14 protein-coding genes are annotated in these 19,759 nt (G+C 71.2%); 13 read left to right on the top strand and 1 reads right to left on the bottom strand.

The window, feature by feature from the left end; translation table 11 throughout:
- Positions 1-164 precede the first annotated feature (164 nt).
- Positions 165-1,508: a UDP-N-acetylglucosamine 1-carboxyvinyltransferase gene (murA, locus tag ACXNSR_RS15200; protein ID WP_150257633.1), complete on the bottom strand. Its 1,344-nt coding sequence runs from the start codon at positions 1,506-1,508 to the stop codon at positions 165-167.
- A 263-nt stretch (positions 1,509-1,771) separates the two neighbouring features.
- Here murA and ACXNSR_RS15195 point away from each other — a divergent pair, with 263 nt between their 5' ends.
- From ACXNSR_RS15195 to ACXNSR_RS15135, 13 genes are all read left to right on the top strand, one after another.
- Positions 1,772-2,332: a YqgE/AlgH family protein gene (locus ACXNSR_RS15195; RefSeq protein ID WP_030010730.1), complete on the top strand. Its 561-nt coding sequence runs from the start codon at positions 1,772-1,774 to the stop codon at positions 2,330-2,332.
- Positions 2,333-2,361: 29 nt separating this feature from the next.
- On the top strand, positions 2,362-2,643 hold the full coding sequence (locus tag ACXNSR_RS15190; protein ID WP_328925954.1) for a DUF3039 domain-containing protein: 282 nt from the start codon (positions 2,362-2,364) through the stop codon (positions 2,641-2,643).
- Positions 2,644-2,843: 200 nt separating this feature from the next.
- Positions 2,844-4,481, top strand: a complete 1,638-nt coding sequence (locus tag ACXNSR_RS15185; RefSeq protein WP_458642555.1) for a beta-N-acetylhexosaminidase — start codon at positions 2,844-2,846, stop codon at positions 4,479-4,481.
- A gap of 320 nt (positions 4,482-4,801) precedes the next feature.
- Positions 4,802-5,686, top strand: a complete 885-nt coding sequence (locus ACXNSR_RS15180; protein WP_189747381.1) for an FAD binding domain-containing protein — start codon at positions 4,802-4,804, stop codon at positions 5,684-5,686.
- Positions 5,683-7,791, top strand: coding sequence for a (2Fe-2S)-binding protein (locus ACXNSR_RS15175; RefSeq protein ID WP_458642554.1), 2,109 nt, complete (start codon positions 5,683-5,685; stop codon positions 7,789-7,791). Before ACXNSR_RS15180 ends, ACXNSR_RS15175 begins: the two co-directional genes overlap by 4 nt.
- A gap of 44 nt (positions 7,792-7,835) precedes the next feature.
- Entirely contained in the window at positions 7,836-10,133 is a 2,298-nt protein-coding gene (locus tag ACXNSR_RS15170) for a xanthine dehydrogenase family protein molybdopterin-binding subunit (protein ID WP_458643311.1), read from the top strand.
- 168 nt (positions 10,134-10,301) lie between these two features.
- Positions 10,302-10,853 (top strand): hypothetical protein, encoded by a 552-nt coding sequence (locus tag ACXNSR_RS15165; RefSeq protein WP_458642553.1) that lies wholly within the window; start codon positions 10,302-10,304, stop codon positions 10,851-10,853.
- Positions 10,853-12,310 carry a WXG100 family type VII secretion target gene (locus tag ACXNSR_RS15160; protein ID WP_458642552.1) on the top strand — a complete coding sequence of 486 codons (1,458 nt, stop codon included), beginning with the start codon at positions 10,853-10,855 and terminating at the stop codon, positions 12,308-12,310. Before ACXNSR_RS15165 ends, ACXNSR_RS15160 begins: the two co-directional genes overlap by 1 nt.
- A gap of 21 nt (positions 12,311-12,331) precedes the next feature.
- A complete protein-coding gene (gene mycP / locus ACXNSR_RS15155) occupies positions 12,332-13,510 on the top strand; it encodes a type VII secretion-associated serine protease mycosin (protein ID WP_458642551.1) in 1,179 nt (392 codons plus the stop codon).
- Between the two features lie 187 nt (positions 13,511-13,697).
- Positions 13,698-14,879 (top strand): type VII secretion-associated serine protease mycosin, encoded by a 1,182-nt coding sequence (gene mycP, locus ACXNSR_RS15150; RefSeq protein WP_458642550.1) that lies wholly within the window; start codon positions 13,698-13,700, stop codon positions 14,877-14,879.
- 45 nt (positions 14,880-14,924) lie between these two features.
- The gene (locus tag ACXNSR_RS15145; protein ID WP_458642549.1) at positions 14,925-15,350 is read left to right on the top strand and encodes a hypothetical protein; all 426 of its coding nucleotides are present in this window, start codon (positions 14,925-14,927) and stop codon (positions 15,348-15,350) included.
- Between the two features lie 8 nt (positions 15,351-15,358).
- A complete protein-coding gene (locus ACXNSR_RS15140) occupies positions 15,359-17,641 on the top strand; it encodes a hypothetical protein (RefSeq protein ID WP_458642548.1) in 2,283 nt (760 codons plus the stop codon).
- Positions 17,641-18,192, top strand: a complete 552-nt coding sequence (locus ACXNSR_RS15135) for an immunoglobulin domain-containing family protein (RefSeq protein ID WP_458642547.1) — start codon at positions 17,641-17,643, stop codon at positions 18,190-18,192. The genes ACXNSR_RS15140 and ACXNSR_RS15135 overlap by 1 nt, the downstream gene beginning before the upstream one ends.
- Positions 18,193-19,759: the final 1,567 nt, after the last annotated feature.

The following is a 19,759-nucleotide window of genomic DNA, read 5'->3' as shown; positions in this document are numbered from 1 at the left end:
CTCCGTACGGGCCCTCGCGGGCCGTGACCGGGCGGTGTCCGGCCGCAGACGGCCCGGGCCCCGGCCCCGGGCACGGGAAAGCCCCCCGGGCCCTGTGCGGGGCCCGGGGGGCTTTCCGTGTACGTCTGCGTGCGTCTGCGGACGTCCCGGTGTCCGGGTACGGCTCAGACGAGCTCGCCGCCCGGGAGTTCGACCTTCGCGCCGAGCTCCACGAGCTTCTCCATGAAGTTCTCGTAGCCGCGGTTGATCAGGTCGATGCCGTGGACCCGCGAGGTGCCCTCGGCGGCCAGGGCCGCGATCAGGTACGAGAATCCGCCGCGCAGGTCGGGGATGACCAGGTCGGCGCCCTGCAGCTTGGTGGGGCCGGAGACGACCGCCGAGTGCAGGAAGTTGCGCTGGCCGAAGCGGCAGGCGCTGCCGCCCAGGCACTCGCGGTACAGCTGGATGTGAGCACCCATCTGGTTGAGCGCCGAGGTGAAGCCGAGCCGGGACTCGTAGACCGTCTCGTGGACGATCGACAGGCCGGAGGCCTGCGTCAGGGCCACGACGAGCGGCTGCTGCCAGTCGGTCTGGAAGCCGGGGTGGACGTCCGTCTCCAGCGCGATGGCGTTGAGCGGGCCGCCCGGGTGCCAGAAGCGGATGCCGTCGTCGTCGATCTCGAACGCCCCGCCGACGCGGCGGAAGGTGTTCAGGAAGGTCATCATCGAGCGCTGCTGGGCACCGCGCACGTAGATGTTGCCGCCGGTGGCGAGCGCCGCGGACGCCCAGGAGGCGGCTTCCAGGCGGTCCGGGAGGGCCTTGTGGTTGTAGCCGCCGAGGCGGTCGACGCCCGTGATCCGGATGGTCCGGTCGGTGTCGACGGAGATGATCGCGCCCATCTTCTGCAGGACGCAGATGAGGTCCTCGATCTCCGGCTCCACCGCGGCGTTGCTGAGCTCGGTGACGCCCTCGGCCAGGACGGCCGTCAGCAGCACCTGCTCGGTCGAGCCGACCGACGGGTAGGGGAGGCGGATCTTGCAGCCGCGCAGGCGCTGCGGGGCTTCCAGGTACTGGCCGCCCTCGCGCTTCTCGATGGTCGCGCCGAACTGGCGGAGCACGTCGAAGTGGAAGTCGATCGGCCGGCCGCCGATGTCGCAGCCGCCCAGGCCCGGGATGAAGGCGTGGCCGAGCCGGTGCAGCAGCGGGCCGCAGAACAGGATCGGGATGCGCGAGGAGCCCGCGTGGGCGTCGATGTCGGCGACGTTCGCGCTCTCGACGTGGGTGGGGTCGAGGACGAGTTCGCCCGGCTCCTCGCCGGGACGGACCGTCACCCCGTGCAGCTGGAGCAGCCCGCGGACGACGCGCACGTCACGGATGTCGGGAACGTTGCGCAGCCGGCTGGGTTCGCTGCCGAGCAGAGCGGCGACCATGGCCTTGGGCACGAGGTTCTTCGCACCACGGACACGGATCTCGCCCTCGAGCGGGGTACCGCCGTGGACAAGCAGTACATCGTCACTGATGCCGGTCATGAATCTCGCGTTCCGGAGAGGGGTGGGCAGGGGGCCAGGGAAAAGGGTAAGGGCCACCACCCCCTTGTTCGTAAGGCCGACGTGGCCGTAGGACTGTCATGAATTCGGCACAACACCCTCCGTATCCACCACATGGCGGAGTGTTGCGTTCCGCCTACTCCGTCCGTGCGCGCTCCTCGCTGCTGCCGTGCGCCCTGAGCTGCGATCGATCCGATCTTCCCGCCCGCTCCCCGGAATCGGCAGATGTGCGGGATCATGGCGGCATGACCGAGGTGTCCTCCCTCACAGGGCGGCTGCTCGTGGCCACCCCCGCCCTCGCGGATCCGAATTTCGACCGCGCGGTCGTGCTGCTGCTCGACCACGACGAGCAGGGCTCCCTCGGCGTGGTCCTGAACAGGCCGACCCCCGTGGGCGTCGGCGACGTCCTGCTGCCCTGGGCGCCCCTGGCCGGTGATCCCGGAGTGGTCTTCCAGGGCGGGCCGGTGGCCATGGACTCGGCCCTGGGCGTGGCGGTGATCCCGGGCGAGGAGGGTCCGCTCGGCTGGCGCCGCGTGTACGGGGCGATCGGACTGGTCGACCTGGAGACGCCGCCGGAGCTGCTGGCCGCGGCCCTGGGCGGCCTGCGGATCTTCGCGGGTTACTCCGGCTGGGGGCCGGGCCAGCTGGAGGCGGAGCTCGGCGAGGGTGCCTGGTACGTGGTCGAATCGGAGCCCGGGGACGTGTCCTTCCCGGATCCGGAGCGGCTGTGGCGGGCGGTGCTGCGCCGCCAGCGCAGCGAGCTCGCGATGGTCGCCACCTATCCGGACGACCCGTCGCTGAACTGACGGGCGCGGGGTTAAGTACCCTGGGTTCCATGAGCACTCTTGAGCCCGAGCGCGGGACTGGCACGGGGACCCTCGTAGAGCCGACGCCGCAGGTGTCGCACGGTGACGGCGACCACGAGCGCTTCGCCCACTACGTCCAGAAGGACAAGATCATGGCGAGCGCGCTCGACGGGACCCCCGTCGTCGCGCTCTGCGGCAAGGTCTGGGTACCGGGCCGGGACCCGAAGAAGTACCCGGTCTGCCCCATGTGCAAGGAGATCTACGAGTCCATGGGCCCCGGCGGGGACAAGGACAAGGGCAAGGACAAGTAGTCCTCCCTCCCGGCTCCGCCGCCGCGGGGCTTCACGGGACATCACGGGATTCCGCAGGACCGGGACCCCCGGTACGCGCCAGCGCGTCCGGGGGTCTTTGCCGTGCCCGCACGGGGCGTTAGGGTCGGCGCGACGAGCGCCCTGCGGAACGAGCGTTGCGCAGGACGCAACACGCGCACGCAGTCGTGAAGGGCTGACGCATGGACCTGATCCCCGCACCCCAGGTCGTACTCCTCGACGAGGACGGGCGCCGTTTCACGTTCGGCCCCGCTCCCGCTCTGGACGCCGGTCCGGGTGCCGAGGGGGTCGCGCGCTGGCTGCGGCGCGAACTGGGCGCGGCCACCGGCTGGGAGCTGCCCGCGGCCGGGACCGGCGGGTCCGCCGGGCTGCGGCTGCGCGTCGACCCGGACGGCGCCGCGGGCCCGGAGCCGGAGGCGTACCGCATCGAGATCGGCCCGGACGGGGCGGAGCTGACGGGGGCGACGGCGGCCGGCCTCTTCTGGGGCGCCCAGACACTGCGTCAGCTGCTGGGCCCCGACGCGTACCGGAAGGCTCCGCTGCCCGGCCGCACGTGGAGCCTGCCGTACGCCTCGGTCGCGGACCGTCCGCGGTTCGGCTGGCGCGGGATGATGCTGGACGTGGCCCGGCACTTCATGCCCAAGGACGGCGTGCTGCGCTACATCGACCTGCTCGCCGCGCACAAGCTCAACGTCCTGCACCTGCACCTGACCGACGACCAGGGCTGGCGGATCGAGATCAAGCGCTACCCGCGGCTGACCGAGGTCGGCGCGTGGCGCCCGCGCAGCCGGTGGGGCCACCGGGCCTCGCCGCTGTGGAACGAGACCCCGCACGGCGGCTTCTACACCCGGGACGACATCCGCGAGATCGTCGCGTACGCCGCCGAGCGGCACGTCCGGGTGGTCCCGGAGATCGACGTACCGGGGCATTCGCAGGCCGCGATCGCCGCGTACCCGGAGCTGGGCAACACCGACGTGGTCGACACCGCCGCGCTCGGGGTGTGGGACGACTGGGGGATCACCGAGAACGTGCTCGCGCCGACCGAGGCCGTGCTGCGGTTCTACGAGGGGGTCTTCGAGGAGCTGCTGGAGCTGTTCCCGGTCGAGGTCTCACCCTTCGTGCACGTGGGCGGGGACGAGTGCCCCAAGGCGCAGTGGAAGGCCTCCGCGGTCGCCCAGGAGCGGATCCGGGAGCTGGGCGTCGACGGGGAGGACGGGCTGCAGGCCTGGTTCGTCCGGCACTTCGACGGCTGGCTCGCCGCGCGCGGGCGGCGGCTGATCGGCTGGGACGAGATCCTGGAGGGCGGGCTCGCGGACGGCGCCGCGGTGTCCTCGTGGCGCGGCTACGCGGGCGGGATCGCCGCCGCCGAGGCCGGGCACGACGTGGTCATGTGCCCCGAGCAGCAGGTCTACCTGGACCACCGGCAGGCGGGCGGCACGGACGAGCCGATGCCGATCGGGTACGTGCGCACGCTGGAGGACGTCTACCGCTTCGAGCCGGTGCCGCCGAAGCTGTCGCCGGAGGCCGCCGCCCGGGTGCTGGGCGCGCAGGCGAACGTCTGGACCGAGGTGATGGAAAACCAGGACCGGGTCGACTACCAGGTGTTCCCCAGGCTGGTGGCCTTCGCCGAGGTGGTGTGGTCGTGGCAGCCGGAGCCCGCGGAGCGTGATTTCGCCCGGTTCGAGCAGCGGATGGCCGCGCACTACGCGCGATTGGCCGCGCAGGGGGTCGATTACCGGCCGCCGGGCGGGCCGTTGCCGCGGCAGCGACGGCCCGGGGTGCTGGGGCGTCCGATCGAGGGGGCGCCCCCGAACGTGTGACAAGTGGATGACGGCGCCGACGGGAACCAAAAGGGAACGGGAGTGGAACTCTGCCTCAATTTCCCTGCATACGGGGAAAATCGGGCAATCGGGGAGGAGCGCCGCCGAAGGCGGTGCGACAGGGCCGTACGGCCCGTACGGGGCACCGCGCCCGGGGGGTGGCCGCAGGGGGCGGACCCTCGCGCCGGGCGGCCCGGAAGATGTGCCAGAGTTGCCACGTCCCGGCGGTGAGCACGTACCGTACGGCGGAACAGGCGTGAGCGCCGGAACCGGGACATCGGGAAGGGGCAGCTGGGTTGACCACGCACGCACCGCACGCACTGGATTCACCTCAGGGGCCGCAGGGCCCGCAGGCGGCGCAGTCCGTGACGCTGCCGGCCTCGCTCGACGAGGCCGTGGCGGCGCTCACCGCCATGCCCGCCGCCGTTCCGGTCGCGGGCGGCACCGACCTGATGGCCGCCGTCAACGCCGGGCTGCTGCGGCCCGCCGCACTGGTGGGCCTGGGCCGGATCAACGAGATCCGCGGCTGGCAGTACCAGGACGGCCACGCGCTGCTCGGCGCGGGCCTCACGCACGCCCGGATGGGACGGCCGGATTTCGCCGCTCTGATCCCCGCGCTCGCGGCCGCGGCCCGGGCCGCCGGCCCCCCGCAGATCCGCAACGCGGGCACCCTCGGCGGCAACATCGCCACCGCCGCGCCCACGGGTGACGCACTGCCCGTGCTGGCCGCGCTGGAGGCCGTACTCGTGATCGTCGGCCCGGTCGGGCAGCGGGAGATCCCGGTGTCGTACCTGCTGGCCGGGCGGGAGATGCTGCGGCCCGGTGAGCTGATCGGCTTCGTGCGGGTGCCCCTGCTGCACGCGCCGCAGGTCTTCCTGAAGGCCACGGGCCGTACCGGGCCGGGGCGTGCCGTGGCCTCCGTGGGGCTCGTCCTGGACCCCGCGCGCCGGGGCGTGCGCTGCGCCATCGGTGCGGTCGCCCCGATGCCGCTGCGGCCGCTGGAGGCCGAGCAGTGGGTGGCCTCGCTGATCGACTGGGACGGCGGGCGGACCTTGGCCCCCGAGGCGCTTGAGGCCTTCGGCGAGTACGTCGCGGCCGCGTGCGTGCCCGACCAGGGTGAGCCGGTGGCTCCCGGAGTACTGCATCTGCGGCGGACGGTGGCCGTGCTGGCGCGCAGGGCCCTGGGGAGGGCACTGACCTCATGAGCGAGAACGAGAACGAGAACGTGACCCAGGGGAACGGCACGGCGGGCTGGGGCTGGGAACCGGTCCCGCAGGGCGGCGAGTACGACTCGGACGCCACGGCCTTCGTGAAACTGCCGCAGGACATGCTGGACGCGCTCGGCACCGGCGAGCCGCTCGCGGCGCCCGGGCACGGCTACGTGCCGCCGCCGATGATCGTGCCGCTGGGCTCGGCGAGTACGGACCCGGCGGCCACGGGGTCGTGGGCGATTCCGGCGCAGTGGCCGGAGGCGGGCGGCCCGGCGCAGGCCGATCCGGCGGGTGGTGCCGGTGCGGGTCAGGGTCCCGGCCAGGGCCCGGGCTCCGGGTCGGTGGGCGGGCCGATCCCGGCGTCGATCCCGATCCCGGCGTCGGTCGCGGCGGCGTTCGCCGAGCCGGAACCGGAGCCGGAGCAGCCGGTCGACGATCCGAGCGCGACCGCCGAGTGGCGGTTCCCGGAAGCGGTGCACGAGCCCGAGCAGGCCGGTCCGGCGACCGGGCAGTGGGCCGTGTCCGAGTTCTCCGATTTCCCCGAGCGGTCGAACGAGTACCGGCCGGCAGCTCCGAGTGCCCTGGACGCCGACTGGAGCCAGGCCCCGGCGACGCTGCCGGGCGGCGCCCCGGCACCGTGGGCGTACCTGACGCAGCAGCCGTCCGGGGCCCCGGACACGGACACGGACGCCGGTGCCGCCGGTGCGGCCGGTGCCGCTTCCGGTGTGCTGCCCGGAACGGACGAGGCCGCCGCCGCTTCGGCCGCCGCCGCGTCCGCGAACGCCGCCGGGCGGCTGCTCGGCGGGCCCGGAGTGGGCGCCGCGGGCCGCGGGCCGCGGGTGCTGGGCGGGCCCGGGGTGGGCACCGCCCTGCCCGAGGGCGAGCCGGTGCACCAGGCCCCGCACGACATCGAGGCCGCGCACGGCCCGGCGGCGGAGCAGGCCGAGGGCGCCAGGGCCGCCGACCACGCGGTCCAGGGCGAGTACGCGGGGCACACGGGGCACCTCGGGCACGCGGGACACACGGTCCAGGGCGAGTACGCCGCACAGGGCGAGTACGCCGGGTACGCGGAGCAGACCGGGTACACCGAGCCGGCCGCCGCTCCCGGCTCCGCCGCTGACTCCGTCTCCGCCGAGCAGCCGCCGGTGGCCGACGCCGGCCTGGACCTCTTCGGCGGGGTGCGCGCCCAGGCGCCGGCCGCCGAACCGGCGCAGCCCGGCGGCGCCGACGGCACCGACGGCCACGGCTTCACCGCGTTCGGCCACGCGCCGGAGCCCGGCCCCGAGGCCGCGCACCAGCCCGCGCACGAGGCGGCGCACCAGCCCGCGCACGAGGCGGCGCACGAGGCGGCACGCGGGGACGAGCCGGCCGCGCAGGAGCCCCCGGCCGACCTCACGCCGACCGCGGACACCGCCGACGGTGCGGACGCGCTCCCGGACGAGGGCACCGCCGCAGGTTTCCCGGCCGAGGTGGCGACGTACGAGGAAGACGCGACCGCCGGGGCCGTCGCCCATCACGAGCACCCGTCGGCCTCCTACGTCCTGCGCGTCAACGGCGCCGACCGGCCCGTCACCGGGGCCTGGATCGGCGAGTCCCTGCTGTACGTGCTGCGCGAGCGGCTCGGTCTCGCGGGCGCCAAGGACGGCTGCTCGCAGGGCGAGTGCGGCGCCTGCGCCGTGCAGGTCGACGGCCGGCTCGTCGCCTCCTGCCTGGTACCGGCCGCCACGGCCGCCGGCAGCGAGGTCCGTACCGTCGAGGGTCTCGCCACGGACGGGGAACTCTCCGACGTCCAACAGGCGTTGTGCAGGTCGGGTGCGGTGCAGTGCGGGTTCTGCGTACCCGGCATGGCCATGACCATCCACGACCTGCTGGAGGGCAATCACGCCCCCAGCGAGCTGGAGACCCGGCAGGCCCTGTGCGGCAACCTCTGCCGCTGCTCCGGCTACGCGGGGGTCGTCGACGCCGTGCGCGAGGTCGTGGCCGAGCGCGAGGCGGCGGCCGCCGAGCCCGCGGCCCCCGGCGCAGGCGCAGCGGAGCCGCGCATCCCGCACCAGGCAGCGCCCGGCGAGGGCGGCATCCACCACGGAGGCACGGCGTGAGCGGGCAGGACGCGGCGACGGCGACCACAACGGTCAACACCACGGTGACGGCACTGTCCGCCACCGGCAGCGAGGCCTCCGAGCCGCAGGTCCCGCGCGGGATCGGCGCCTCCGTCCCCGCCGCGGACACCCGCGCCAAGACCGAGGGCACCTTCCCGTACGCCGCCGACCTGTGGGCCGAGGGCCTCCTGTGGGCCGCCGTGCTGCGCTCCCCGCACGCCCACGCCCGGATCCTCTCCATCGACACCACGGCCGCCGCCGAGATGTCCGGCGTCCGCGCCGTCGTCACCCACGCCGACGTGCCCGGCGCCACCACGCACGGCCGCCGCATCGCCGACCGGCCGGTGTTCGCGCACGACGTCGTACGCCACCACGGCGAGGCCATCGCCGCCGTCGCCGCCGACCACCCGGACACCGCACGGCTCGCCGCCGCCGCCATCGCGGTCGAGTACGAGCTCCTCGACCCGGTCACCGACCCCGAGCAGTCCTTCGGCGCCCCCGCCCTGCACCCCGACGGCAACCTGATCCGGCACATCCCGCTGCGCTACGGCGACCCGGAGGCCACCGGCGACATCGTCGTCGAGGGCCTCTACCGGATCGGCCGCCAGGACCCCGCCCCCATCGGCGCCGAGGCCGGACTGGCCGTGCCGCGCCCCGACGGCGGCGTGGAGCTCTACACCGCCTCCACCGACCCGCACACCGACCGCGACCTGGCCGCCGCCTGCTTCGGACTGGATCCCGAGCGCGTGCGCGTGGTCGTCACCGGCGTGCCGGGCGCGACGGCCGACCGCGAGGACGCCGCCTTCCAGCTCCCGCTCGGCCTGCTCGCCCTGCGCACGGGCTGCCCGGTCAAACTGGTCGCCACCCGCGAGGAGTCCTTCCTCGGCCACACCCACCGGCACCCGACCCTGCTGCGCTACCGCCACCACGCGGACACGGAGGGCCGCATCGTCAAGGTCGAGGCGCAGATCCTGATGGACGGCGGCGCGTACGCCGACTCCTCCTCCGAGTCCCTGGCGGCGGCGGTCGCCTTCGCCTGCGGCCCGTACGTCGTCCCGCACGCCTTCGTCGAGGGCTGGGTCGTACGCACCAACAACCCGCCGTCGGGCCACGTCCGCGGCGAGGGCGCCATGCAGGTGTGCGCCGCGTACGAGGGCCAGATGGACAAGCTCGCGACCGCCCTCGGCATCGACGGCGCGGAACTGCGCATGCGCAACGTCCTGGCGACGGGAGACCTCCTCCCGACCGGCCAGACGGTCACCTGCCCGGCCCCGGTGGCCGAACTCCTCCGGTCGGTCCGCGACTTCGAACTGCCCGCCCTGCCCAAGGACACCCCCGAGGACGAGTGGCTGCTGCCCGGCGGCCCGGAGGGCGCGGGCGAACCGGGCGCGGTACGGCGCGGCGTCGGCTACGGCGTCGGCATGGTCCACATGCTCGGCGCCGAGGGGACCGACGAGGTCTCCACGGCCACGGTGAAGGTGGTGGGCGGCGCCGCCACGGTCATCTGCGCGGCCGTCGACACCGGCCAGGGATTCGCCACGCTGGCCCGTCAGATCGTCCAGGAGGTCCTGGGCGTCGACGAGGTCGTCATGGCCCCGGTGGACACCGACCAGCCGTCGGCCGGCCCGGCGGCGCACGGCCGCCACACGTGGGTGTCGGGCGGGGCGGTGGAGCGGGCGGCCAAGATGGTCCGCACCCAGCTCCTGCAGCCGATGGCCCACAAGCTGGGCATGTCGACGGAGCTCCTGCAGATCCAGGACGGCCGCATCACCTCGTACGACGGCGCGTTCTCGATGTCGGTGGCGGAGGCCATGGCCGGCAAGGAACTCTGGGCGACGGCCCAGTGCCGCCCCCACCCCACGGAACCCCTGGACGCGGACGGCCAGGGCGACGCCTTCGTGGGCCTCGCCTTCTGCGCGATCCGCGCGGTGGTGGACGTGGACGTCGAACTGGGCTCGGTCCGGGTCGTGGAACTCGCGGTGGCCCAGGACGTGGGCCGCATCCTGAACCCCCGTCAGCTGGAGGCCCGTATCGAGGCGGGCGTCACGCAGGGCGTGGGCGCGGCCCTGACGGAGAACCTCCGCACGGTCTCCGGCCTGATCCGCCACCCCGACCTGACGGGCTACGCCCTGCCGACGGCACTGGACGCCCCGGCGGTCCGCATCGTCAAGCTGGTCGAAGAGCGCGATGTGGTGGCCCCGTTCGGCGCGAAGGCGGCGAGCGCGGTCCCCGTGGTGACGACCCCGGCAGCGGTGGCCGCAGCGGTCCGCGCAGCCACGGGCCGCCCGGTCAACCGCCTGCCGATCAGGCCTTCCGCGGCGGTGGCCACGCCCAACTCGTGACCGTGTGACCCGCATTGCACGTGCAACCCCGGACTTGGGGCTGTCGTTGCCGATCGCTAGAGTGATCGGTACCGGTGTGCGCGTACGCGCGGACACGGGTGCGAACGGGGACGGGGAGCGGCGGAAACGCCGCGCCCACGGGGATGACGGGGAGTCGGGGAGGCCAACGTGGCAGACGACAACGGGGCGAGCCAAGTAGCAACGGCCCTCACGCTGGGGATCGCGGGCCCGCTGGGCGCGATCGCGGGGGCGGCCTACAGCGCTGCCAGCGCGGCGCTGCGGGTCGAGTTCGACTCGCTGGCCGAGTACAAGAAGATGGTGGACGGCCTCCTGGACGACCTCACCGGCTCGGACGCGGACCACAAGAAGCTGGCGGACAGCAAGCTGCCGGCGGGCAAGCTCGGCAAGGGCTTCGCGGAGGTCGACGCGCTGTTCAAGTCGTACGGCACGGTCGTCACTGAGCTGGAAAAGCTCTCGAAGGGGCTGGCGGGGCAGATCGAGGCCCTGGGCATCGCGGTCCTGTCGGCGGGCAAGGGCTACGGCGACGTGGACGAGGAGACGAAGCGGCGCATGGCGACGATTGCCAGAGAAGCGAAGAGGGAGTACGTGGCGGACCGCGACCCGTGGCCGGAGGAACAGCGCCGCCTGAAGGAAGCCAACCAGTCGTCGGCGTCAACGTCTCCGACTCCGTCGCCCAGCACTTCGGGAGTTACCTACTGATGGCAACGGAATTCGAAGGCTTCACGCACCAGCAGATGCGGGACATGGTCGCCTCGCTGGATCCTGCCTCGGTCCAGGAGCGGGCCGACCAACTGGCTGCGGCCGCCAAGAAGATCGAGACGATCGGCGAGGCACTCAAGAAGCACGTCGTGACCGGCTGGGAGGGCGAGGGAGCGCGCGCCTTCCAGGAGTGGGTGGGCCGCGCGGGCAATGCGACGCTGCGCCTGGGCGAGTACAGCGCCAAGGGCGGGGAGTGGATGGGCAAGGTCGTCCAGACGATGACCGAGGCCACGAAGATGACCGCCGTTGACGCGACCGCGACCAAGAACCTCGCAGCGGCCATCGAGCACCACAACGACCCGGACGCGGCGCAGGTCCGCTCGGAGGCGCAGGCGACGCTGGACGCGGACCACCGCGAGGCGGTGCGTCTGATGACGAACCTGGCGCAGTCGTACCAGCAGTCGACCGACGAGATGAACAAGGCGACGATTCCGACGTTCCCGCCGCCGCCGGCGGTGTTTGTACCGGACAAGTCCGACGGCCTGGAAGACATGGAGAGGCCGGGAGGAGGGTACAGCGGAGGCGGCAGCTCTGCCGGTCCCTCATCCACGACGTCGGGCCCGTCGATTGGTGCGCCCTCGTCGAGCGAACCTGGATGGGTGCCCGGGCGTCAGCCGCAGCCGGACAACACCCTGCCGACGACGACACTGCCCGCGCCGGTCACCCCCGACCGTGACGTAGAGGTGGACCTCGACACCGTCGGCACGCTGCCTCCGAGCCAGACGCTGCCTCCGGTGACGCCGACGCCCGGTGGCCCGCTGCCCACGGGCCCGGGCGGGCCCACCCCTGGCCCCTTCGTACCGCCTCTCGCAGTACCGCCGATCAGCGGGGTGAAGGGGCCGGGTCTCCCCGGCACCTTCGGCCCCGGTATCCCTGTTCCGGGTACGAGCGGTCCCCTCAACAAGGGCGGTGGCCTGCCCGGCTTGCTCCCGCGTGACAGCGGCATCATGGGCGGCCGTCCCGTGACGTCCACCGGCCCCAGCTCGGGTATTCCGCGAGGTACGGTCATCGGCGAAGGCGCCCAGGCGGGCCGTCCCATGGGTGGCGGCGGTATGGGCCACGGCGTCGGTGGTGGTGCCCACGGCGGCAGCCAGGGAGGCTTCGCTGCCGGACGCCGACTTGCTTCGGAGCCGGGAGGCGTCGTCGGAGGGCGTCAGACCGGTGCCGTCGGTCGCCCGGTTGCCGGCGGTCAGCCGTTCACCCAGGGCGGTTCGGGTCTCGTGCGTAATGGCGCCGGTGGCGGCGCGGGCATGGGGCCCATGGGCCACGCGGGCGCCGGCACGCAGACTCCGGGTAAGCGACGGAACGACCAGGGGGGCGAACGCCCCGACTACCTGGCCGAAGACGAAGAGACCTGGCAGGGCAGCCGTCGTGTTGTCCCGCCGGTGATCGACTGAGCAGAACGGACATTGCACGGGATGCGCATGCGCAAGGCGACCTCGGCCCTGGTGGGTCTCCTTCTGGCCGGGGTCGCCGCGACCCCGGCCCATGCGGAGACCATCCGATCCCAGCAATGGCATCTCGACGCCATGAAGGCCGACGAAATTTGGAAGACCAGCACTGGCAAGGGAATCACCGTCGCGGTGATCGATTCGGGAGTCAACCGCATCCCGGAACTCCAAGGGCAAGTCCTCCCCGGCACGGTCTTTCCCGCTGGCGATGCTCCGGGCGACAAGGACAACGATTACGACGGTCACGGCACCAGCATCTCCGCGATGATCGCCGGGACCGGAAAGCATCCGAGTGGTGACGGTGCCTACGGGCTTGCACCCGGCTCCAAGATCCTCCCGATCCGTGTGCCCGACGTGCTGGAGGCAGCAAAGGCCCCGTCGGTGGTAGCGGCCATTCGGTACGCGGCAGACTCGGACGCCAAGATCATCAACATCTCCAAGGCTATCGCCGCGAAGCCGGAGGACGATCGGGATCGGGCTGAAGCGGTGAAGTACGCGCTCTCCAAGGGGAAGCTGATCTTCGCTGCCGTCGGCAACGATGGGGATTCGACCAACGAGGTTCTCTACCCGGCCGCCACTCCCGGGGTGGTTGGCCTGGGAGCCGTCGACGTGAACGGCCAACCGACCAAGGAGTCGCAGCACGGGCCCCAGGTGGACATGGTTGCACCCGGCATGGACATCGTCTCGGCTTGCATCCGTAAGTCGGGGCTCTGCAAGACCCACGGCACAAGTGACGCCTCTGCCTTCGCCTCTGCCTCCGCTGCCCTCATCTGGTCCGCCCATCCCGACTGGACCAACAATCAGGTCCTGCGGGTCCTTCTGAACACCGCCGGGAAGCCCACCGACGGCGTCGAGCGCAACGACTACGTCGGCTATGGAGTGGTCCGCCCCCGGATCGCGCTCCAGACGCCCGGTGACCCCGGTCCCGCGGACGTGTACCCCTTGCCGGACCTGGCCGCGGCGGACGGGGCCAAGTTGCCCTCGCCCGCCGGGGACGCCAAGGCTCCCGACGCCGCCGCGTCCAAGCCCGCCGCGCAGGCCGAGGAGAAGAGCGGCAGCGCGCTGCCCTGGATCGCCCTCGGGCTGGGAGCCTGCGTGCTGATCGGTGGAGCCGTGACCGTGGTCGTCGTACGACGCAGCCGCTGACCTGCCTCTCGTACCTGAACGGGCAGTACTGACTCTGGCCCGGAGGGCCACGCCATGCCGTTCGACGAGGAGTGATCGGCGACTCGCGCCATCCCCGCCGCCCGTGTGGCGGTGGTCGAGATCTCGATCAGGTCCACATCGGTGCGATCGGCGCCGAGGTATACAAGCAGAACGGACATTGCACGGGATGCGCATGCGCAAGGCGACCTCGGCCCTGGTGGGTCTCCTTCTGGCCGGGGTCGCCGCGACCCCGGCCCATGCGGAGACCATTCGATCCCAGCAATGGCATCTCGACGCCATGAAGGCCGACGAGATCTGGAAGATCACCACCGGTAAGGGAATCACCGTCGCGGTGATCGATACCGGTCTCAAGCGCATCCCGGAACTTCAAGGGCAAGTCGTTCCCGGTGCGGTCTTTCCTGCCGGCGATGCCCCGGGCGACCAAGACAACGACTACGACGGTCACGGCACAGGAATTTCCGCCATGATTGCTGCCAGCGGCAAGCACCCGAGTGGCGAAGGCGCCTACGGGCTTGCGCCCGGGGTCAAGATCCTCCCGATCCGTGTGCCTGACGTGCTGGAAGGGGCGAATACCCCGTCGATTGTCGCGGCCATTCGATACGCCGCGGACTCGGAAGCCAAGGTCATCAATATTTCTCTGGCCACAGGCGGGAAGCCAGAGGACGACCGAGACCGAGCCGAAGCGGTGAAGTACGCCCTCTCCAAGGGGAAACTGATCTTCGCGGGTGTCGGCAACAACGGGAATTCAACCAACAGGCTTCTCTACCCGGCCGGGACTCCTGGAGCGGTCGGCGTTGGAGCGGTGGACGCCACGGGCGAGCCGACGAAGGAATCTCAGCACGGTCCCCAGGTGGACTTGGCTGCACTCGGCATGGACATCGTTACGGCTTGCACCGCGAAGTCGGGGCTGTGCAAGACCCACGGCACCAGTGACGCCTCAGCCCTCGCCTCCGCCTCTGCCGCACTCCTCTGGTCCGCCCACCCCGACTGGACCAACAACCAGGTCCTGCGGGTCCTGTTGAACACCGCAGGCAAGCCCTTCGACGGCTCCCAGCGCAACGACTACGTCGGCTACGGCGTGGTCCGGCCCAGTGTCGCGCTGAAGAATCCCGGTGACCCCGGTCCGGCCGACGTCTATCCGCTGCCCGACCTCGCGGCCGCGGACGCCGCCAAGAAGCCCTCCGCGGCTCCCGACGCCAAGGCTCCCGACGCCGCCGCGTCCAAGCCCGCCGCGCAGGCCGAGGGGAAGAAGGGCGGCAGCGCGCTTCCCTGGATCGGGCTCGGTCTGGCAGCCTGCGTGCTGATCGGTGGAGCCGTGGCCGTGGTCGTCGTACGACGCAACCGCTGACCCGGGGCCGGTCTGACCTGCACCCTGCCTTCGGGAGTCCACGCGATGTCGTTCGACGAGGAGTGGTCGGCGGCTCGCGCCACGGCCACCGCCGGTGTCACCATGCGCCTCAATCAGGCGCCCGCCGATCCCGGCGGCGGTGGTGGCGGCGGTGACCTTGAGCTCAATCAGGACCACATCGGTGCGATCGGCTCCGAGGCGTACAAGCTGCACACGCGCCTGCAGACCGACGGCAAGCACGCCGCCACCGCCACCGCCGAGGCGGCCGCCGCCCTCACCAAGGAGGCCTTCGCCTCCGGGGCGGCGCTGCTCAAGGTCAACAGTGCCTGGGAGAGCCAGGTGAAGACCCTGGTGGCCGCCTGCGCCAACATCTCCAACGGGCTGAACTACTCGCTCGCCTCCCACGCCAAGGACGAGCAGCAGCTCCGGGCGGACTTCTCCGCGTCCGCGATAGACAAGTACCTGAAGTAGGCGCCCGGATGCTGACGTACGAGAACGTGATGAACGCGCCCCTGGACAAGCTCCAGACGGCCGTCACCGACTGGACGGCGATGGCCGGCAAGCTGGACGAGCTGGCCGAGGCCGCTCGCAACGGCATGAAGGTGAAGTCCGACAAGGCCGAGTGGAGCGGGGTCACCGCAGGAGTGGCGCGCGGGTTCGTCGACAAGACGGCCAAGGAGTTCGAGGACGCGGCCAAGGCCGCCAAGGGCATGTACCAGGTCCTCGCCGACGCGCACGCGACGTTCAAGGCCGCCCGGGACGAGCTGAAGAAGCTCGCCGCGGAGGCCCCGGCGGCCGGCTTCCAGGTCGACGCCGACGGGCGGGTCACCGCCATCCCGCTGCCCACCGAAGGGGAGCGCAACGCGGCCCGGCACGACCCCGACTACCAGCAGACCCTGAACGCGAACCGCAGCGCGTGGCAGGCCCGGATCAACCGGGCCGTCGAGGACGCCCAGGACGCCGACGACTCCCTGGTCCGGGTCCTCCGGGCGAACGTCGCCGACGAACACGACTTCAGCGGAGCCAAGTTCACCACCCTCGACGCCGAACAGGCGGCCCGCGCCGCCGACCTGATGAAGAAGGTCACCGGCGACGGCGGCACGGCGCGCAACGTCGAGGCGCTGCGCGAGCTGGAGGAACTCCTCGACGACAACCGTACGGACCCCGAGTTCGCCACGGGCTTCTACCGGACGATCGGCGCCGAGGGCACGCTGGAGATGTACTCCAGGATGTCCCTCGACGCGACGGGCCTGGGACAGCCGGGCAAGGACCGCGCGCTGATGGTGGCGAACATCCAGAGCGACATGGGCGCGATGCTCGGCCTCGCGACGCACAAGGACGTCCCCAACCACCTCGACGCGGCGTGGACGACCCAGCTGATGAAGGCGGGCCGCAAGGAGATGGCCGTCTACGGCGGCGTGCAGCAGATCTACGGGTACCAGGCGCTGGGCGCGCTGCTGCGCGAGGGGAAGTACGACACCGAGTTCCTCACCTCGGTCGGCCGCGACATGGTCGCCATGGACCGCAAGGACCCGAGGGCCTGGGAGTTCCACACCCCGTACGGGCTGGAGTCGGTCCTCAGCCAGGGCCAGGACGGCCGCGGCTTCTACCCGCTGACCGGCCTGATGGAGGCGCTGGGCAACAACCCGGACGCGGCGACCGCCTTCTTCAACGAGCCCGTCCGCGAGGACAGCAACAAGGACGGCATCGTCACGAAGGACGACAAGCCGGTCGGCGGCCAGCACGGCAAGGACCAGGGCATGGTCGACTACATGCTCGACAAGAAGCCGTACATGGACAGCTTCGACATCTCGCGGACCGGCGACCTGCACCCGGCCCAGCAGGCACTCGGCGACGCCCTGATGGCGGCCGTCTCGCACCGCGGCCCCGGCGACGAGGACTCCCCGCCGGTCCCGCACACCAAGGAGATGGCGGCCGTCATGGAACGGATCGTCGAGAAGATCGGTGACAAGCCGGAGCTGGTCGACGCGGACCCGAAGGACCCGGACGGGCCGCTGAACGGGCTGTCCGGGCACTTCGGCCAGATGGCGGCCGAGTACATGCCGGACCTCCAGGCCGCCGCGGAGAACGGCAGCGGGACGATCAAGGCCAACGGCGAGATGGCCGAGTTCGACAAGGCCGGCATGGCCCGGTTCATCGGGGCGGTCGGCCAGGATCCGGACGCCTACGGTGCGATGACCACGGCCCAGCGGACCTTCACCACGGCATTGGTCAACGACGTCTTCACCCATCGGGCCGAGTACGACGACGTCGATGCGGCCGTCAAGGTCGCGGTGCACCCCGGCGGGCAGATCGCCGGCATGCTGTCCGAGGCCCGGGCGGAGGGCACGTTCGGCGAGAACGCCCACAAGCAGGAGGAGTACGTCAAGGGCGTCGAGGACAACGCCAAGTGGGTCAACCGCGGTATCACCGCGGCGGGCGGCAAGTACCTCGAACTGGTGCCGCTGGCCGGCGACGTCGTCGAATGGCTCCAGGAGGACATCACGGAGAGCGTGGTCGAGGGGGCCGAGAAGGACGCCGCGAAGAAGGTCGAGGACAGCAACCAGAAGGCGGGCGAGGAGTACGTGCGCGCACAGACCGGAGCGTCCGACTCGGCCGCGGCGTCGGTCCGCATCGCGGCCCGCGGATCCGGACTGTCCGAGCGGACCGTCGACTCCTACGCGGGTGTCGCGTCCACGGAGACGGCCAACGCCTACTCGGTCGGCCGGGACCTGGTGGCCACCATGAACGGAGGCTCCTGATGCCCCGTCCCCGCACCCCTCGTGCGGTCGTCGCCGTCGCCGTCGCCGTGGGCGCGGCCCTGCTCGCCGGCTGCTCCGGCGGCAAGGCGCCGGCTCCGCCCGCGCTGCCCGGGTCCACCTGCTTCGGGGCCTTCACCCCGACGGAGCTCGCCCCCCTCATGGGTACGGGAGAGGAGGTGCGGGTGGACGGGCCGGCGGATGTCCGTCTGAGCGCCGGCCGCAAGAGCGCGCTCTGCAACATCTACGTGGACGGGAAGACCCGGTTCTTCGCGTCGGCCGAGCGTCTGCCGCAAGGACAGCACTTCTTCTGGGCCCCTGCGGTCGACGAGCAGAAACCGGAGCCGCTTCCCTTCGTGGAGAACGGCAAGCTGTGGGACGGCGGCGCCGCGGTCTTCCTCTCCTGCAACGGTCCCACCGAGGCCTTCGAGCTCAAGCTGTGGCTCGACGGCTCGACGGAGCACATCGAGCAGGAGGAACGCCGCCCCCTGTTCGCGGGGCTCATGAAGAAGTACCTGGGCTTCGCCAAGGAGCAGACCGGCTGCGGAGCCTGAGCCGGAAAGCTGCGGAGCCTGAGCCGGAAAGGGCGAAGGCCGCCCAGGGGTGCGCCTGCCCCTGGACGGCCCGCCGCGAAGCCGTGACCGGATTCGAACCGGCGTAACCCGCTTTGCAGGATTGTCTTGGCTGGGCAGGGCTCGATCCGTAGTCGTTCACTGTCGTTCATCCCCGTGCGGACACGGGGCGGTCAAGGGCTCCTCGAACATCCCCGGACGCGCGCGTACGTCGATGAACGAGACGGAAACTGAGACGGAGCGAGGGGTCGTGGTACAGGCGGGCACGAGGCCGAGGCGTAGCTAGCCAGAACCGGACGCGACAGAGCCCCGTGTCGTGAGCGACTGTCGGACGAGCCCTGAGCTGCTCCTTCTCTACTAAGCGGCCATGTCCGGGCAGGGGTCTATCGCATATCGTGCACGGAGTCCTGCGGAGCTGGGCCGCGGCAGCCAGAGGTGCTGGGCCGGCGAGTCTGCGCGACGAGCCAACTTGTGCGGCCATGCATCTGTGTTGGGATGACCGGCTGGCCGCGCGAGCGTGCATGGCTAGCATGGCGTGATGACATCCCCAGCCGCAGAGTTCTTCGGACTACCGGTAGCCACCTGGGCGTTTTTCGTGGCAAGCCTGAGCTTCTTCACAGCAGCGTTTTCACTTGGATGGCAAGTTATTAAGCACGTGCTCGACGGTGGTCGAGTCCGCGTGTACCTGAATGCTGGGATCATGAACGGTGGATACAGTATCGCCACGAATGACACTGGTAAGTGGGAAATGCCGTACCCATTCGGAGCCGGGCCAAATCGAGGGAATATTGAGGTGGCCCAGCTGGTAGTCGAGAACCCCGGGCGATCGAGCGTGACGATTCACGGTCCGGCGCTCGCGATCTACGGAACCGACAAGCGGCGCTATTCGATCTGCCCGAGGATGTTTGCTTTCAACGGGAATGGGTCGCATGTGGCGGTAACGGATACGTTGGTGCGGCTAGAGCCTCACAGTAGAGTCACATTTCTACTGGACTACTGGAGCGTTACATCCCACGTCAGAGGTGATGTCAGGGGGCGGGCGATAAAACTCCGCGGTTTCATTCGGGTTGCAGGTCGTAGGCGCCCTAGTAGGTCCAAAAGGCGTCTGGCTTGGAGGATACCTGTGGATGCTTGGACAGTCCGACGAGGTGTCTCAGAAATAGATCCATACACGGTGATGTGGAGGGAGCTTTATCGCTCGCATGGGAATCGCGATGAAGTCGTGGATGGGCCCGACGCTGTCTCATTTGAACAGTGGGAACATGCCCTGTTTCAGACAGTGCGCAGGCTGTGTGAAATGCCAACTCTTGATGAGTTGACCGACGCCTTGCGTGACGGCCTGAAGGATGCGACAGAGGTTCGTTTTCCTGTCTCTCTGCTCGCGCTGAATATGCATGAGGCGCTGAAGGTCCACGAGGCTCACCTCGCCGCCTGGCCCTCCGCACCTCGGCAAAGCCAGTAATTTCGAACTCGTGAGGGGTTGCCCCCCAACATGCTTTCCAACTGTCCGTATGGCCGTTCACGGGCGTTCACAGGCGTTCGTGCGGCT

The organism is Streptomyces sp. NC-S4 (genome assembly GCF_054353315.1).
This window is presented reverse-complemented; position numbering and strand designations above follow the sequence as displayed.

Excerpts from the sequence above, each read along its gene's own strand:
- murA (WP_150257633.1), bottom strand. The coding sequence starts at position 1,508 with ATGACCGGCATCAGTGACGATGTACTGCTTGTCCACGGCGGTACCCCG.
- ACXNSR_RS15195 (WP_030010730.1), top strand. The coding sequence starts at position 1,772 with ATGACCGAGGTGTCCTCCCTCACAGGGCGGCTGCTCGTGGCCACCCCC.
- ACXNSR_RS15190 (WP_328925954.1), top strand. The coding sequence starts at position 2,362 with ATGAGCACTCTTGAGCCCGAGCGCGGGACTGGCACGGGGACCCTCGTA.
- ACXNSR_RS15185 (WP_458642555.1), top strand. The coding sequence starts at position 2,844 with ATGGACCTGATCCCCGCACCCCAGGTCGTACTCCTCGACGAGGACGGG.
- ACXNSR_RS15175 (WP_458642554.1), top strand. The coding sequence starts at position 5,683 with ATGAGCGAGAACGAGAACGAGAACGTGACCCAGGGGAACGGCACGGCG.
- ACXNSR_RS15160 (WP_458642552.1), top strand. The coding sequence starts at position 10,853 with ATGGCAACGGAATTCGAAGGCTTCACGCACCAGCAGATGCGGGACATG.
- mycP (WP_458642551.1), top strand. The coding sequence starts at position 12,332 with ATGCGCATGCGCAAGGCGACCTCGGCCCTGGTGGGTCTCCTTCTGGCC.
- mycP (WP_458642550.1), top strand. The coding sequence starts at position 13,698 with ATGCGCATGCGCAAGGCGACCTCGGCCCTGGTGGGTCTCCTTCTGGCC.
- ACXNSR_RS15145 (WP_458642549.1), top strand. The coding sequence starts at position 14,925 with ATGTCGTTCGACGAGGAGTGGTCGGCGGCTCGCGCCACGGCCACCGCC.
- ACXNSR_RS15140 (WP_458642548.1), top strand. The coding sequence starts at position 15,359 with ATGCTGACGTACGAGAACGTGATGAACGCGCCCCTGGACAAGCTCCAG.
- ACXNSR_RS15135 (WP_458642547.1), top strand. The coding sequence starts at position 17,641 with ATGCCCCGTCCCCGCACCCCTCGTGCGGTCGTCGCCGTCGCCGTCGCC.